Annotated in this window: 17 protein-coding genes; 7 read left to right on the forward strand and 10 right to left on the reverse strand. The window is 68.1% G+C overall.

What is annotated here, in order from left to right:
• Positions 1–11: 11 nt before the first annotated feature.
• Positions 12–1001 (reverse strand): hypothetical protein, encoded by a 990-nt coding sequence (locus tag VPH43_RS17145; protein WP_328578943.1) that lies wholly within the window; start codon positions 999–1001, stop codon positions 12–14.
• A gap of 110 nt (positions 1002–1111) precedes the next feature.
• Positions 1112–2533, reverse strand: coding sequence for an FAD-binding oxidoreductase (locus VPH43_RS17150; protein WP_328578944.1), 1422 nt, complete (start codon positions 2531–2533; stop codon positions 1112–1114).
• 111 nt (positions 2534–2644) lie between these two features.
• Between VPH43_RS17150 and VPH43_RS17155 the strand changes: the two genes are divergently transcribed.
• Both VPH43_RS17155 and VPH43_RS17160 read left to right on the forward strand, forming a co-directional pair.
• Positions 2645–2782, forward strand: a complete 138-nt coding sequence (locus VPH43_RS17155) for a hypothetical protein (protein ID WP_328578945.1) — start codon at positions 2645–2647, stop codon at positions 2780–2782.
• A 30-nt stretch (positions 2783–2812) separates the two neighbouring features.
• Positions 2813–3388 carry a cob(I)yrinic acid a,c-diamide adenosyltransferase gene (locus VPH43_RS17160; RefSeq protein WP_328578946.1) on the forward strand — a complete coding sequence of 192 codons (576 nt, stop codon included), beginning with the start codon at positions 2813–2815 and terminating at the stop codon, positions 3386–3388.
• A gap of 53 nt (positions 3389–3441) precedes the next feature.
• Here the strand turns inward: VPH43_RS17160 and VPH43_RS17165 are convergent, their stop codons facing one another.
• The 3 genes from VPH43_RS17165 to tldD form a co-directional block, all read right to left on the reverse strand.
• Positions 3442–3756 carry an EF-hand domain-containing protein gene (locus tag VPH43_RS17165; protein WP_328578947.1) on the reverse strand — a complete coding sequence of 105 codons (315 nt, stop codon included), beginning with the start codon at positions 3754–3756 and terminating at the stop codon, positions 3442–3444.
• 149 nt (positions 3757–3905) lie between these two features.
• Positions 3906–5024: a 3-deoxy-7-phosphoheptulonate synthase gene (locus tag VPH43_RS17170; RefSeq protein WP_328578948.1), complete on the reverse strand. Its 1119-nt coding sequence runs from the start codon at positions 5022–5024 to the stop codon at positions 3906–3908.
• A 276-nt stretch (positions 5025–5300) separates the two neighbouring features.
• Positions 5301–6764: a metalloprotease TldD gene (tldD, locus tag VPH43_RS17175; protein WP_328578949.1), complete on the reverse strand. Its 1464-nt coding sequence runs from the start codon at positions 6762–6764 to the stop codon at positions 5301–5303.
• A 172-nt stretch (positions 6765–6936) separates the two neighbouring features.
• Between tldD and VPH43_RS17180 the strand changes: the two genes are divergently transcribed.
• A complete protein-coding gene (locus VPH43_RS17180) occupies positions 6937–7275 on the forward strand; it encodes a hypothetical protein (protein ID WP_328578950.1) in 339 nt (112 codons plus the stop codon).
• 8 nt (positions 7276–7283) lie between these two features.
• Here VPH43_RS17180 and rsmI read toward each other — a convergent pair whose 3' ends face one another.
• Positions 7284–8207, reverse strand: a complete 924-nt coding sequence (gene rsmI, locus VPH43_RS17185; protein WP_328578951.1) for a 16S rRNA (cytidine(1402)-2'-O)-methyltransferase — start codon at positions 8205–8207, stop codon at positions 7284–7286.
• Between rsmI and VPH43_RS17190 the strand changes: the two genes are divergently transcribed.
• Genes VPH43_RS17190 through VPH43_RS17200 form a run of 3 tightly spaced genes read left to right on the forward strand, consistent with a single transcriptional unit; the run spans position 8200 to position 9878 of the window.
• Positions 8200–8592 carry a YraN family protein gene (locus VPH43_RS17190; protein ID WP_328578952.1) on the forward strand — a complete coding sequence of 131 codons (393 nt, stop codon included), beginning with the start codon at positions 8200–8202 and terminating at the stop codon, positions 8590–8592. The genes rsmI and VPH43_RS17190 overlap by 8 nt on opposite strands.
• Before the next feature lie 51 nt (positions 8593–8643).
• Positions 8644–9240 carry an SIS domain-containing protein gene (locus VPH43_RS17195; protein ID WP_328578953.1) on the forward strand — a complete coding sequence of 199 codons (597 nt, stop codon included), beginning with the start codon at positions 8644–8646 and terminating at the stop codon, positions 9238–9240.
• Positions 9237–9878, forward strand: a complete 642-nt coding sequence (locus VPH43_RS17200; protein WP_442909308.1) for a BON domain-containing protein — start codon at positions 9237–9239, stop codon at positions 9876–9878. The genes VPH43_RS17195 and VPH43_RS17200 overlap by 4 nt, the downstream gene beginning before the upstream one ends.
• Before the next feature lie 54 nt (positions 9879–9932).
• On the opposite strand, the gene VPH43_RS17205 is transcribed toward VPH43_RS17200, so the two are convergent.
• The 3 genes from VPH43_RS17205 to VPH43_RS17215 form a co-directional block, all read right to left on the reverse strand.
• On the reverse strand, positions 9933–10820 hold the full coding sequence (locus VPH43_RS17205; protein WP_328578954.1) for an NAD(P)-dependent oxidoreductase: 888 nt from the start codon (positions 10818–10820) through the stop codon (positions 9933–9935).
• Positions 10821–11033: 213 nt separating this feature from the next.
• Positions 11034–12170, reverse strand: coding sequence for a PilT/PilU family type 4a pilus ATPase (locus tag VPH43_RS17210; protein WP_328578955.1), 1137 nt, complete (start codon positions 12168–12170; stop codon positions 11034–11036).
• Positions 12171–12317: 147 nt separating this feature from the next.
• Positions 12318–13361, reverse strand: coding sequence for a type IV pilus twitching motility protein PilT (locus VPH43_RS17215; protein WP_328578956.1), 1044 nt, complete (start codon positions 13359–13361; stop codon positions 12318–12320).
• Between the two features lie 26 nt (positions 13362–13387).
• Here VPH43_RS17215 and VPH43_RS17220 point away from each other — a divergent pair, with 26 nt between their 5' ends.
• Complete coding sequence (locus VPH43_RS17220) at positions 13388–14101, forward strand: YggS family pyridoxal phosphate-dependent enzyme (RefSeq protein ID WP_328578957.1); 714 nt, start codon at positions 13388–13390, stop codon at positions 14099–14101.
• Here VPH43_RS17220 and VPH43_RS17225 read toward each other — a convergent pair.
• Positions 14088–14993: a DMT family transporter gene (locus VPH43_RS17225; protein ID WP_328578958.1), complete on the reverse strand. Its 906-nt coding sequence runs from the start codon at positions 14991–14993 to the stop codon at positions 14088–14090. The two genes, VPH43_RS17220 and VPH43_RS17225, sit on opposite strands and share 14 nt — an antisense overlap.
• Between the last annotated feature and the right edge of the window lie 100 nt (positions 14994–15093).

Raw genomic sequence — 15093 nt, forward strand, 5'->3', positions numbered from 1 at the left:
GTGGCGGCGCTTCAGCCGCCGTAGTTGGACCAGGGCTGGCCGGTGAGCGTGGCGCTTGGCGTGGTGGCACCGGCAGGGTAGAACTCGAAGTCCACCAGGTCACCCGGCCGTGCCCGGACGACAAGAGCGTCACCGGCCGCGTCCCGCATGCGCAGGCTGCCGCTGGTGGGGTGGCCATCGGCCGCCAGCACGAAGGGCTGGGGCTGGTCGAGCAGGTAGGTTTCACCGCCCAGCCCCAGGCGGCCGGTGATCGAGAAGCTGCCGCTGCCGTCGCTGGCGAACTGCCCGCTGAAGGTGGTGTTGTAGACGACGGTCTGGCCGCTGGTGGATGCGGTCATGTCGGTGAAGCTCATGCTCACGCTGGTCATGCCGCCAGAAGCCGGTGCGTAGGACATCTGGAACTGCCCGCTCATGCTGTCCGCCCCCACACTCAGGGCGTTGAAGCTGCCGCTGGCCTGCAGGGCGCTGGGAATGCCCTGGCCGTCGATCTGCAGGCCTTGCAAGGTCATGGACAAGCCGCCATTGGCGGCCGGTTCGTCGGCGGTGAACGCACAGTTGCTCAGCATGAGGCTGATGCTGTCGCCGACGCTGAGCTGGCCGTTGTTGTCGGCGTCGTTGAAGGTGATGGTCACGGAGCCGCTGGAATCGCAGGCCACCGTGTCGCTTGTCACCGCCGTCACGCGCGCCTGGCCGCCGGCGCGCAAGGCGACTGCACGCGCGGACACCACGCTGCGCAAGGCGGTGCGCACGGCGCTTGTGCTGGCGCCCTGGGCCGTGCCGCCGCTCGCGCCGGAGACGTCCGCACTGCCCGCCACATTGACCACGGTGCGCGCAAGCGGCGTGGCCAGGCTTTGGTAGTTGCTGACGCTCACGTCAGAGCCGGCAGACGCGCCGCTGGACGTGCTTGAGCTGTCGCCGCCGCCTCCACCACAGGCTGAGAGGAGGGTGGCGCAGGCCAGCGCCACGGCGAGCAGGGGGCGGGATGCGGAATGTCGCGGCATGTCGGTATCCGTGGGTGGCTGAGGAAAGCGCCGATTTTCGGCGTGGCCCCAGGCCTTCCGCACCCCCGACCGGGGGGAGTGCCGTGCGGAGTGCACAGCCCGCGGCGCTTTCAGGCCGCGAAGATCTTCCCCGGGTTCATGATGTTCTTCGGGTCCAGCGCCTGCTTGAGCGTGCGCATCATCGCCACGGCGCCGGCGCCGGCTTCATCCACCAGGAAGCCCATCTTGTGCAGGCCGATGCCGTGCTCCCCGGTGCAGGTGCCTTCCATACGCAGCGCGCGCTGCACCAGCTGCAGGCTCAGGCGCTCCGCGGTGTCGCGTTCGGCGGGCAGGTTCGGGTCCAGCAGGTAGCCCATGTGGAAGTTGCCATCGCCCACGTGGCCCACCACGAAGTAGGGCAGCCCGCTGGCATCGGCCTCGGCCATCGTCTCCGTCACGCACTCGGCCAAGCGCGAGATTGGCACGCAGGTGTCGGTGGTGACGCAGCGGCAGCCGGGCTTGGTCTGCAGCGCGGACAGGTAGGCGTGGTGCCGCGCCGCCCACAACCGGGTGCGTTCCTCCGGCGTGGTGGCCCACTGGAAGGCTTCGCCGCCATGGTCCAGGGCGAGCTGCTGCACCGTGTCGGCCTGCTCCTGCACGCTGGCCGGGCTGCCGTGGAACTCCATCAGCAGCATGGGCGCTTCGCGCAGGTCGAGCTTGTCGTGCCGGTTCACCGCGCGGATGGCGTTCACGTCGAGCAGCTCGCAGCGCGCGATGGGCACGCCCACCTGGATGATCTCGATGGTGGTGGTGACGGCCGCTTCGACGCTGGGAAAGTGGCACACCGCTGCGAGGATGGCCTCGGGGAGCGGGTAAAGCTTGAGCGTCACCTCCGTCATCACGCCCAGCGTGCCCTCGCTGCCCACGAACAGGCGCGTCAGGTCGTAACCGGCGCTGGACTTGCGCGCTCGCGTGCCGGTGTGGATGACTTCGCCGGTGGCGGTGACCACGGTGAGGCCGAGCACGTTTTCGCGCATGGTGCCGTAGCGCACCGCGTTGGTCCCGCTCGCGCGCGTGGCGGCCATGCCGCCGATGGACGCGTCGGCGCCCGGATCGATCGGAAAGAACAGGCCCGTGTGCCGGATCTCGTCGTTGAGCTGCTTGCGGGTGACGCCGGCCTGCACGGTGACGGTCTGGTCCTCCGGGTTCACGCGCAGCAGGCGGTTCATGGGCGTCAGGTCGATGCTCACGCCGCCCTGCACCGCGAGCAGGTGGCCTTCCAGCGAAGAGCCGGCGCCATAGGGAATCACAGGCACCGCATGCTCGTGCGCCAGCGCCACCACCGCAGCCACCTCCTCGGTGCTGTCGCAGTACACCACCACGTCGGGCGGCGGCACGTCGAAGGGCGACTCGTCGCGGCCGTGCTGCTCACGCACCGCCATCGCGGTGGAGCAGCGTGCGCCAAAGCGCTGCTGCAGCGCCTCCAGCATGGCCGCCGGCAGAGGGCGGCGCTCGATCTGCGGCAGATGGTGGCTCGGCAACGGCGCATTCATGGCAGCCCCTTCGAAAGGTGAACCTGATTCTAGGCACCGGCTCTTGCGGCTTGTGCTTGCAACCCTGCAGTGTCAATATGCCGTCGGGCCGACCAACCATTGGAGGTTCCCATGACCGAGACCGGATGGTGGATCCTGTTGAGCCTGGCGCTCGCCTTGCTGTGTTTCAGCGCCGTGCGCACCGACGTGTGGGCCGCCTGGCTGCACGAGCGTTTCGATCCCTGGCTGCAGCGCATCCGGCATCACTGAGTGCCGCTGAAGCCGGTCTAACATCGCCGGATGGCGAATCGACTTTCACAAATCGCGACCCGCACCGGCGACGACGGCAGCACCGGCCTGGGTGACGGCAGCCGGGTGCGCAAGAACCACTTGCGCGTGATGGCGATGGGCGACGTGGACGAGCTGAACTCCCAGCTCGGTGTGTTGCTGTGCGAGCCGCTGCCCGATGACGTGCGCGAGCTGCTCGTCACGGTGCAGCATGAGCTGTTCAACCTGGGTGGCGAGCTGTCGATCCCGGGCTACACGCTGCTGAAGGCCGAGGCGGTGGAGCGGCTGGATGCCGCGCTGGCGCACTACAACGCCCAGCTGCCGCGCTTGAAGGAATTCATCCTGCCGGCGGGAACCCGCAGCGCTTCACTGGCCCATGTGGGGCGCTCCGTAGCGCGCCGGGCCGAGCGCGCGGTGGTGTCGCTGGGGCAGGAAGAGCCGATCAACGACGCACCGCGCCAGTACCTCAACCGCCTGTCGGACCTGCTGTTCGTGCTGGCCCGCGTGCTCAACCGTGCCAACCTCGACGGGCTGGGCGGCGACGACGTCTACTGGCACAGCGAGCGCCTGCAGCAGATGGGCGACTGAAAAGCCAACGGCCGGTGCATCACTGCACCGGCCGCCGTCAGGCTGGGTCCTGTTTACTTCGCTGCGGGTGCCGCAGCGGCCACACCGGCTTCGAATTCAGCGGCGCTGATGATCCCGTCGCTGTCCTTGTCCAGCTGGGTGAACTTCTCGGCCACGGCGGGCAGGGCGGCCGCTTCTTCACGCGACAGCTTGCCGTCGCTGTTGGCGTCGGCGCGCTTGAAGGCCGCCTTCACGGCCGAGCCGTCCGCCTGGGCGGGAGCGGCCTGGGTGCTGTCGGCGGCTTGCGTCGCGGCGGTGGCCTGCGCGTTGGCGCCCAGGGCCAGGGCGGCGAGCGAAGCGGCGACAGCAAGCTTGTGCAGAGAAACCATTGAAACGTCCTCGGTGAGTTGGTTGAGAGAGGCGCCATTTCAACGAGCCCGGCCCGTCAAAGCCAGCTTCTTTGCCTGCGGTTGCCTCGCTCACCACTTCTCCGGGCCTGGTTACACCACCTTGCGTCGAGTGACCTCTGCGCGCTGCTTCAGCCCCGGCGCCGTTTCACCGCCTGGCTCAGCACCTCCAGCACGGTCAGGGAGTCGTCCCAGCCGATGCAGGCGTCGGTGATGCTCTTGCCGTATTCAAGCGCTGAGGCGTCGTCCTTGCCGGGGGAGAACTTCTGTGCGCCGGGGGTGAGGTGGCTTTCCACCATCACACCAAAGATCTGCCGGCCGCCCGCTTCGATCTGGCGGGCGATGTCGCGTGCCACGTCCACCTGCTTCTCGTGCTGCTTGCTCGAATTGGCATGCGAGCAGTCGATCATCAGGGTGCAGGGCAGCTTGGCGGCCTCCAGGTCCTTGCAGGCCGCGGCGACGTGGGCGGCGTCGTAGTTGGGCGCCTTGCCGCCGCGCAGGATCACGTGGCAGTCCTTGTTGCCCTTGGTCTCCACGATGGCCACCTGGCCGTTTTTGTGCACCGAGAGAAAGTGGTGCGGCCGCGCGGCGGCCTGGATCGCGTCGGTGGCGATCTTGATGTTGCCGTCGGTGCCGTTCTTGAAGCCGATCGGCGCCGAGATGCCCGAGGCCAGCTCCCGGTGCACCTGGCTCTCGGTGGTGCGGGCGCCGATGGCGCCCCAGCTGATCAGGTCGCCGATGTATTGCGGCGAGATGACATCGAGGAATTCACTGCCGGCCGGCATGCCCAGGCGGTTGATCTCCAGCAGCAGCTGGCGCGCGATGCGCAGGCCCTCGTCGATGCGGTAGCTCTCGTCGAGGTAGGGGTCGTTGATCAGGCCCTTCCAGCCGACGGTGGTGCGCGGCTTCTCGAAGTACACCCGCATCACGATCTCCAGCGTGTCCGCATGGCGCGTGCGCTCGGCCTTGAGCTTCCTGGCGTACTCCAGCGCGGCGATCGGATCATGGATGGAGCACGGCCCGATGATCACCAGCAGCCGGTCGTCCTTGCCCTGCATGATGCGGCGGATGCGCTGGCGCGTGTCCACCACCAGCGTCTCCATCGCCGTGCCGCGGATCGGGAAGAAGCGGATCAGGTGCTCAGGCGGCGGCAGCGGCATGATGTCCTTGATGCGTTCGTCGTCGGTCTGGCTGGTGCGGTCCGTGGGTGCATACCAGCCCTCGGCGGCCTGGGTGGATTTCGCGTTCATGGGTGGGCTTCTCCTCGGGGCGGGTGTGTGCGTGATGACGAAAAAAAACCGCCGGGTACAGACCCGGCGGTTTGAGGATTCGGTGCGCTTTGCTTTTTTGGCCTAGGCGCTTGCCTCTCCTGCCGCCGGATGACGGTGCGAGAAAAACCAAAAGCCAAAAAAGTAGACGCGGGCGGCGGAGCGCATGGGCGCGAATGTAGCACGCCCCTTGTGCGGTGCGTCAAGCGGCCGCGCTGGCTGGCGAAGGCAGGATTCGCGCGCCACGAACGCGCTACCTCAGGCGGTGCCGCCCACGGTGAGGCCGTCGATGCGCAGCGTTGGCTGGCCCACGCCGACCGGCACGCTCTGGCCTTCCTTGCCGCAGGTGCCGACGCCGCTGTCCAGCTCCAGGTCGTTGCCGATCATGGTCACGCGGGTCAGCGCGTCGGGCCCGTTGCCGATGATGGTGGCGCCCTTCACCGGGTACTGGATGCGGCCGTTCTCCACCCAGAACGCCTCGCTGGCGGAGAACACGAACTTGCCGCTGGTGATGTCGACCTGGCCGCCGCCAAAGTTGGTGGCATACAGGCCGCGCTGGATGGAAGCGACGATCTCGTCCTTGCTCTTGTCGCCGGCCAGCATGTAGGTGTTGGTCATGCGCGGCATCGGCACATGCGCATAACTCTCGCGCCGGCCGTTGCCGGTGGGGTTCACCTTCATCAGGCGGGCGTTCATCGAGTCCTGGATGTAGCCGCGCAGGATGCCGTCCTCGATCAGCACGTTGCGCTGGCTCGGGTTGCCCTCGTCGTCCACGTTGAGCGAGCCACGCCGGTCGGGCAAGGTGCCGTCGTCCAGCACGGTCACGCCCTTGGCGGCCACCCGCTTGCCGATCATGCCGGCGAAGGCGCTCGAACCCTTGCGGTTGAAGTCGCCTTCCAGGCCGTGGCCGATGGCTTCGTGCAGCAGCACGCCGGGCCAGCCCGGGCCCAGCACCACGGTCATCTCGCCGGCGGGCACCGGGCGCGATTCCAGGTTGGTGAGCGCGGCGTTGACGGCCTGGTCCACGTAACTGTCGATCACGGCGTCCTGGAAGTAGCCCAGGCCAAAACGCCCGCCGCCGCCGCCGGAGCCCACTTCGCGCCGGCCGTTGTGTTCGGCAATGACGGTGACCGACAGGCGCACCAGCGGCCTCACGTCGGCGGCGCGCGTGCCGTCGGCGCGCGCCACCATCACCACGTCATATTCGGCGGCCAGCCCAGCCATCACCTGCACGATGCGCGGGTCCTTGGCGCGGGCGCGCTTTTCCACCTTCTCCAGCAGCGCCACCTTCTGCGCGCTGTCGAGCGTGCCGATCGGGTCGGTGGGCGCATAGAGCACCCGGCTGCGCGCCACCAGTGGCCGCCCGGGCACCTTCACGCGCCGGCTCTGGCCGGCGGCGGCGATGGTGCGCACGGTGCGGGCAGCGTCCAGCAGGGCCGCTTCGGAGATGTCGTCGGAGTACGCGAAAGCGGTTTTTTCACCGGCCACCGCACGCACGCCCACGCCCTGGTCGATGCTGAAGCTGCCGCTCTTGACGATGCCTTCCTCCAGGCTCCAGCCCTCATGGCGCGTGGTCTGGAAGTACAGGTCCGCATCATCGATGCGGTGCTCGCTGATGGTGCGCAGCGCGCTCGACAGGGCCGATTCGGTGAGGTCGAAGGGTTCGAGCAGCAGCGACTGGGCGATGCCCAGGCGTTCGATGGTGGGTTCGCGGGCAATCATGCGGATCATTGTAGGAGTGGGTCTCCCGGCGTGCCGACGGAAGGGGCAGGTGAAACCGCCCCACGCAACATATCTTTACCGCCGGACGAACGTCCCGTGTGTGCGCGCATCGCCCGGCCTGCGTTGAGCACGGGCGTGATGTTGTGCGCACAACAACCCCAAGGAGAACCGCATGAGCAAATCCCTCGTCGCCGCCCTCGCCCTGTCATTGGTGTCGCTGGGCAGCATGGCGCAAACCGCACCCGCTGCTGCCGCGTCCACGCCGCACATCGACAAGCGCCAGGCGGCACAGCAAAAGCGCATCGAGAAGGGGCAGGCATCCGGTGCCATCACCGAGAAGGAAGCGGCCCACCTGCAAAAGCGCGAGGAGCACGTCAGCAACGTCGAAGACAAGGCCAAGGCCGACGGCACCGTCACCTCGCAGGAGCGCAAGCGCATCCGCCACGCCGAGCGCCGCACCAGCCGCCACATCGGCGCCCAGGCGCACGACAAGCAGGCCAGTGGTCAGTAAAGCGAGCGCTAACTGTCGGCAGACGACTGGCGCAGCGCCAAAGCCCGCTGATAGAGCGCGTTGCGCGGCGCGCCGGTCAGCCCGGCCGCCAGGCTGACCGCCTGCTTCAGCGGCAGCTCGCCAAGCAGCACGGCGAGCGCCCGTTCCGCTTCGGGCGGCAGGGCGTCGTCGGCCGCCCTGGCCGCAACGGGCGGCGCATGCAGCACCAGCACGAACTCGCCGCGCGACCGGTTGGCGTCGGCGCCCAGCCACGCCGGCGCGCCGCCCGCTTGCATGGTGGCGATCTCCTCGAACTGTTTGGTAATCTCCCGACAGACAGTGAGCGCACGCTCCGGCATGTTCGCAGCCAGTTCCCGCAGCAGCGCCTCGATGCGATGAGGCGCTTCGAAGAGCACCGTGCTGCCCGGCTCGGCCACCAGCGCCTGCAGCGCCGCCTGGCGTTCGGCACCCTTGGGCGGCAGGAAGCCGACAAAACGGAAGCTGGCGGCGGCCACGTCGCCCGCGGCGCTGAGGGCGGTCACCACGCTGCTCGCACCAGGCAAGGGCACCACGCGGTGGCCGGCCGCACGCACCGTCTGCACCAGGCGGGCGCCCGGATCGCTGATCGCCGGCGTGCCGGCGTCGCTGGCATAGGCCACCCGCTCGCCGCGCGCCAGTCGCGCCAGCACCTGGGGCGCGGCCTCGGCCTCATTGTGTTCGTGCACCGCCAGCAGCGGCTTGTCCAGGCCCAGGTGGCGCAGCAGCCCGGCGGTGACCCGCGTGTCCTCGCAGGCCACCGCATCCACCAGCGCCAGGGTGTGGATGGCGCGCAGGCTCAGGTCGGCCAGGTTGCCGATCGGCGTGGCGACCAGGTAGAGCGCCGCTGTCGGATACTGCTGGCCGCCAGCCGCCGCCTGGGCGGCCTGCAACAGCAACGGGGTGGGAATGTTCAAGGTGGGCCTGCGCGATCAGAGCACCAAGGGGCGGGGCGACGAGGCCGAGGAACTGGCCTTGCGGCACCTGCTGCGCCAGGGCCTGGCGCTGGTGCGGCGCAATTATCGGGTGGCCCGCGGCCCGCATGCGCGCGGCGGTGAAGTGGATCTCATCATGAAGGCCGCCGACGGCACGCTGGTGTTCGTGGAAGTGCGTGCGCGCCGTGGCGATTCGCATGGCGGCGCGGCGGCCAGCGTCACCGGCCTGAAGCAACGGCGCATCGTCTACGCGGCGCAGCACTTCCTGCAGCGCCTGGCCAACATGCCACCCTGCCGTTTCGACGTGGTGGCGATCGACGGCGACACGGTGCAGTGGCTGCAGGCCGCCTTCGATGCACCCGCCTGAGCCGGCTGCGCGCGCCGTTCGTGCAGAACTGCGCAGTTATCATCGGCTCCCATGCTCGAACAGCGCATACAGCAGCAGTTTTTCGACAGCGCCGATCTCAAATACCAGGCCGCCGAGGCGCTGACCCGCCCGATCGCGGATGCGGCTCAGGCGGTGCTGGGCTGCATCACGGCCGGTGGCAAGCTGCTGTTGTGCGGCACCGGCGCTTCCGCTGCCCAAGCCCAGCATGTCGCGGCGCAGTTCATGGGCCGCTTCGAGCGTGAGCGTCCCGGCCTGGCGGCGCTGGCGCTCAGCGCCGACAGCGCGGTGCTCACCAGCGTGGCCGACGAGGGCGACTACGCCCAGATCTTTGCCAAGCAGGTGCGTGCGCTCGGCAACCCGGGCGACCTGCTGCTGGTGCTCAGCCACCAGGGCGGCTCGCCCACGCTGCTCACCGCGGTGGACGCGGCACACGAACAGGACATGACGGTGATTGCATTCACCGGCAACGGCGGCGGGCTGCTGGGCGCACGCCTGGCCGAGACCGACGTGCACATCTGCGTGCCGCACGAGCGGGCGGTGCGCATCCAGGAGGTCCACAGCCTGGCGCTGCACTGCATCTGCGATGCCGTGGACCTGCAATTGTTGGGTGAACAGGACAACGCATGACCATGAAGAACTCTCTGCGCAGCGCCATCGTGCTGGGCGCCACCGCCTCCACCCTGCTGCTGTCAGCGTGTGCGCCGCTGCTGCTGGGCGGCGCGGCCGTGGGCGGCGCCCTGGTGGCCACCGACCGCCGCACCTCCGGCACGCAGGTGGAAGACCAGGCCATCGAGCTCAAGGCCGGACAGCGAGTGGGCAACCTGCTGGGCGACAAGGGCCATGTCAACATCACCAGCTACAGCCGCCAGGTGCTGATCACCGGCGAGGTGCCCACCGAGGCCGACCGTGCAGCGGTGGAGAAGGTGGTGCAGGGCATCGAGAACGTGCGTTCCACCGTCAACGAGCTCGCGATCGCCGGCAACGCCTCGCTCACCTCGCGCTCCAACGACGCCATCCTCACCAGCAAGGTGAAGGCGACCTACGTGGATGCGAAGGATCTTCAGACACACGCGATCAAGGTGGTCACCGAGCGCGGCGTGGTGTACCTGATGGGCCGTGTCACCGAGCGCGAGGCGGCTCGAGCTGCCGACCTGGCGGCCGGCATCAGCGGCGTGCAGAAGGTGGTGCGGGTGTTCGAGGTGGTGAGCGAGGCGGAGCTCGCCACCGGCGCGACGGCCCCGGCCTCCGCCCCCAAGCAGCCTTAGGAACCTATCCGCTGCAACGCAGCTTGCGTTGGCGGCGCACAGGTCCTACCAAGTTCAACTCAGGCGGCGGATCAGGCTGGACGTGTCCCAGCGGTTGCCACCCATCGCCTGCACCTCGGCATAGAACTGGTCGACCAGCGCCGTCACCGGCAGCCGGGCGCCGTTGCGGCGCGCCTCGTCGAGCAGCAGGCCGAGGTCCTTGCGCATCCAGTCGACCGCGAAGCCGAACTCGAACTGGCCGTCGACCATGGTCTTGCCGCGGTTGTCCATCTGCCAGCTCTGCGCCGCGCCCTTGCCGATCACGTCCAGCACCAGCTTCATGTCCAGGCCGGCCTTCTGGCCGAAGGCAATGGCCTCGGACAGGCCCTGCACCAGGCCGGCGATGCAGATCTGGTTCACCATCTTGGCGAGTTGGCCGGCCCCGCCCTCGCCCACCCGGGTGACCGCGCGCGCATAGGCCATTGCCACCGGCTTCATCGCTTCGAAAGGCTGTTCGTCGCCGCCGCACATCACGGTGAGCGCACCGTTGACCGCACCGGCCTGACCACCGGACACCGGCGCATCGATGAAGTGCAGCCCGCGCTCGCGCGCCGCGGCGTTGAGCTCGCGCGCCACTTCGGCGGACGTGGTGGTGTGGTCCACGAAGATGGCGCCGGCCGGCATGCCGGCAAACGCGCCTGCATCACCCAGCGTCACCGCGCGCAGGTCGTCGTCATTGCCCACGCATGCGAACACGATGTCCGCGCCTTCCGCCGCCTCGCGCGGCGCCGGAGCGTGTCCGCATCCGAACTCCGCGCACCAGGCCTGCGCCTTGGCCGCGGTGCGGTTGTAGACCGCCACCTGGTGCCCCGCACGAGCCAGGTGCCCCGCCATGGGATAGCCCATCACGCCCAGGCCAAGGAAAGCCACCTTCCGCGGCACCGTCGGTTCGTAGGTCTTCATTTGCACTCCACGCAAAACAGGTTCGGCAGAGTGTAGGCCGCGATGAAAGCAAGCGCCCCCGTTCAGCAACCTTGCAGGGCACGCATGTTTGTCCCCCGGGGACAGGCCGCAACGCGGCCAGGGGAGCGACGGTGGAAAACGAGCGAGCCCGGGACGGGTTGCCCGGCCCGGGCTCGAACCCCCATGGGGGGTGGCCGCCAGGCGGCCGGGGGTTCACACAATAGTGAGATGCTCGGTACCGGCGGCGAGGTCCGAGTTGCGGGCGCGCTGGCTGTTGAGCTTGATCTGCAGGCGCAGGTCGTTCACCGAGTCGGCGTTGCGCAGGGCATCCTCGTAGCTGACCATGCGGTTCTCGTACAGCTCGAACAGCGCCTGGTCGAAGGTCTGCATGCCGAGCTCGCGCGAGCGTTTCATCAGCTCCTTGATCTCGCCCACCTCGCCCTTGAAGATCATGTCGGAGATCAGCGGCGTGTTGAGCAGGATCTCCACCGCGGCCACCCGGCCCTTGCCTTCCTCGCGGGGCAGCAGGCGCTGCGACACCAGCGACTTCAGGTTCAGGCTCAGGTCCATCAGCAGCTGCGCGCGTCGCTCTTCGGGGAAGAAGTTGATGATGCGGTCCAGCGCCTGGTTGGCCGAGTTGGCGTGCAAGGTGGCCATGCAGAGGTGGCCGGTCTCGGCAAAGGCCACCGCATGTTCCATGGTCTCGCGGTCGCGGATCTCGCCCATCAGGATGACGTCGGGTGCCTGGCGCAGCGTGTTCTTCAGCGCCTGCTCCCAGCCATCGGTGTCGATGCCCACCTCGCGCTGGGTGACGATGCAGTTCTTGTGCGGATGCACGAACTCCACCGGGTCCTCGATCGTGATGATGTGGCCGTAGGAGTTCTCGTTGCGGTAGTCCACCATCGCGGCCAGCGAGGTGCTCTTGCCCGAGCCGGTGGCGCCCACAAAGATGACCAGCCCGCGCTTGGTCATCGCCACGTCCTTCAGCACGCGCGGCAGGTTCAGGCTGTCGATGGTGGGCAGCGTCTGCGGAATCGTCCGCATCACCAGGCCCACGTTGCCCTGCTGCATGAAGGCGTTGACGCGGAAGCGCCCGATGCCTTGCGGCGACACCGCGAAGTTGCACTCCTTGGTGCGCTCGAATTCGGCCGCCTGCTTGTCGTTCATCACCGAGCGCGCGAGCGCCAGCGTGTGCTGCCCGGTCAGCGGCTGCGGCGAGACCTTGGTAACCTTGCCGTCCACCTTGATCGCGGGCGGGAATTCGGCCGTGAGGAAGAGGTCGGAGCCGTTGCGCGACACCATCAGGCGCAGCAGGTCGTTGATGAATTTCGAGGCCTGGTCGCGTTCCATTCAGCGACTCCTTCCAATGGAGTGAGCGCGGCAAGGATGGCATGCCGCGGTGAAAGCCAAGCGGGACACCGCGGATCCGGCTTCGCCGGGCCGCTGGTGTCGCCCCCTGAGGGGGCGGCCGTCAGGCCGTAGGGGGGGAGCCATGGTCTAGCCGGGGAAGTTCTCGGGGAACTTCGCCTTGCCGCGCGCTTCCGCGGGGGAAATGACGTTGCGGCGCACCAGGTCCGCCAGGTTCTGGTCCAGCGTCTGCATGCCCAGGTTCTGGCCCGTCTGGATGGACGAGTACATCTGCGCGATCTTGTTCTCGCGGATCAGGTTCTTGATGGCCGAGGTGCCCAGCATGATCTCGTGCGCGGCCACGCGGCCGGAGCCGTCCTTCAGCTTGCACAGCGTCTGCGAGATCACCGCGATCAGCGACTCCGACAGCATGGAGCGCACCATCTCCTTCTCGGCCGCGGGGAACACGTCGACGATGCGGTCCACCGTCTTGGCGGCGCTGGACGTGTGCAGGGTGCCGAACACCATGTGGCCGGTTTCGGCCGCGGTGAGCGCGAGGCGGATGGTTTCCAGGTCGCGCAGCTCGCCCACGAGGATGGCGTCCGGGTCCTCGCGCAAGGCCGAGCGCAACGCGTTGTTGAAGCCCAGCGTGTGCGGGCCCACCTCGCGCTGGTTGACCAGGCACTTCTTGGATTCATGCACGAACTCGATCGGGTCTTCCACCGTCAGCACGTGGCCGTACTCGTTTTCGTTCAGGTGGTTCACCATCGCGGCCAAGGTGGTGCTCTTGCCCGAACCCGTGGGGCCGGTCACCAGCACCAGGCCGCGTGGCTTGAGCGCCAGCTCGGCAAACACCTTGGGCGTGTTCAGCTGCTCCAGCGTGAGGATCTTGCTCGGGATGGTGCGGAACACGGCGCCCGCGCCGCGGTTCTGGTTGAACGCGTTGACGCGAAAGCGCGCCAGGCCCTGGATCTCGAAGGAGAAGTCGCACTCCAGCGTGTCTTCGTAGATCTTGCGCTGCTGGTCGTTCATGATGTCGTAGACCATGTCGTGCACTTGCTTGTGCTCGAGGGCTTCGACATTGATGCGGCGCACGTCCCCGTGCACCCGGATCATCGGTGGCAGGCCTGCAGACAAGTGCAGGTCCGAGGCCTTGTTCTTGACGGAAAAGGCCAGCAGTTGGGTGATGTCCATTGGGGGAGATTTAAGCTCGAAGGATTATGGCGAGCATCTTGCAGAACTTACAACAAGTGCAGCAGCGCATTGCCAATGCATGCGCCGTGGTGCAGCGGCCCGTGCAAACGGTCACGCTGCTGGCTGTAAGCAAAACTTTCGATGCCGACGCGGTGCGCGAGGCCTTTGCCGCGGGCCAGCGCCGCTTCGGCGAAAACTACGTGCAGGAAGCACTCGAGAAGATAAGCGCGCTGGCTGACCTGCGATCGCAACTGGAGTGGCATTTGATCGGGCCACTTCAGAGCAACAAGACCCGCGTGGTGGCCGAAGCCTTCGACTGGGTGCACTCGGTGGACCGGCTGAAGGTGGCGCAGCGCCTGTCGGACCAGCGCCCCGCGCACCTGCCGCCGCTGCAGCTGTGCCTGCAGGTCAACATCAGCGGCGAGGCCAGCAAGAGCGGCCTCGCACCGGCCGAGGTGGCCGAGGTGGCGCATGCGGTGGCGGCCTTGCCGCGAGTTCAGCTGCGTGGGCTGATGGCCATTCCGGAGCCGACCGCCGACTTCGACGCGCAGCGTGCGCCGCACCGCGCCTTGTGCGAGCTGCTCGCCCGCCTGCAGCGTGATGGCCTGGCGCTGGACACCTTGTCGATGGGCATGAGCGCGGACCTCGAAGCGGCCGTCGCGGAAGGCGCCACCCTCGTGCGCGTGGGCACGGCGATCTTCGGCGGCCGGCCTCCCGCCGCGGCCTTCAACGCGCCTTGAACGCCAGGCGGCGTGGCAGCGGGCCGCGCCAGAACACCACCACATTGCCGGCCAGCACCAGGGCCAGGCCGAGCAGCGCCGCGGCTGTCCACTGATAACCCTCGACCCAGGCCGACACGTTGAGCGCAACCACCGGGAACAACACGGTGCAATAGGCCGCCTTGTCCGCGCCCAGCCGGCCCACCAGCGTGAGGTAGGTGGTGAAGCCGATCACCGAGCCGGGGATGGCAAGGTACAGCCAGGCGCCGATGTAGGTGAACGACGGATCGAAAGCCATCGGTTGTCCGCTCGCCAGTGCATACAGCGCAATCGCGCTGGCCCCGATGGTCATCGCCCAGGCATTGGTCTGCAACGGCGTCTGGCCCTGGCGCTGCATCGCGCCCGAGAGCAGGTTGCCGAGAGAGAAGCAGTAGGTGCCGGCCAGTGCCAGCCCCAGGCCCCACAAAGTGTCCGGCCGGCCCATGCTCTTGATCGCTTCGCTGCCGAACAGCAGCAGCAGACCGCCCAAGCCCAGGCAGCCGCCCAGCAGCACCTGGCGTGCGAGCGGCCGGCCGTGAAACAGGCGGCCATTGAGCGCGTTCCACAGCGGCGCGGTGGAAAAGCACACCGCCACCAGCCCGCTGGCAATCCAGCGGCTGGCGTGGAGGAAACACATGAAGTTCAGGCAGAACAGGCACAGGCCCTGGCACAGCAGCAGCGGCCACACGCTGCGTGGCGGCAGCCGCCATTGGCGGCGCCAGGCCAGCCAGAGCATCAGCACGGCGGCGGCGAGCCAGAACCGGTAGGCGATGGACCAGGGGATGGGCACGATGCCGATCTGCAGCTTCAGCGCGATCCAGGTGGTGCCCCAGATCAGCACGGTGGCCAGGTACAACAGGGCGGTGGAGCTCATGCGTGCAGTCTGGCGCGCCACCCGGTGTGAACGTGGCAAGAAGCTGCGCATTTGCGAGTGCGCGGCGCACGCAGCCGACGGGGCGCGCGTAAGCTCCTGC

The sequence above is a fragment of the Ideonella sp. BN130291 genome, assembly GCF_036231905.1.
Lineage (GTDB): Bacteria > Pseudomonadota > Gammaproteobacteria > Burkholderiales > Burkholderiaceae_C > CAMLIZ01.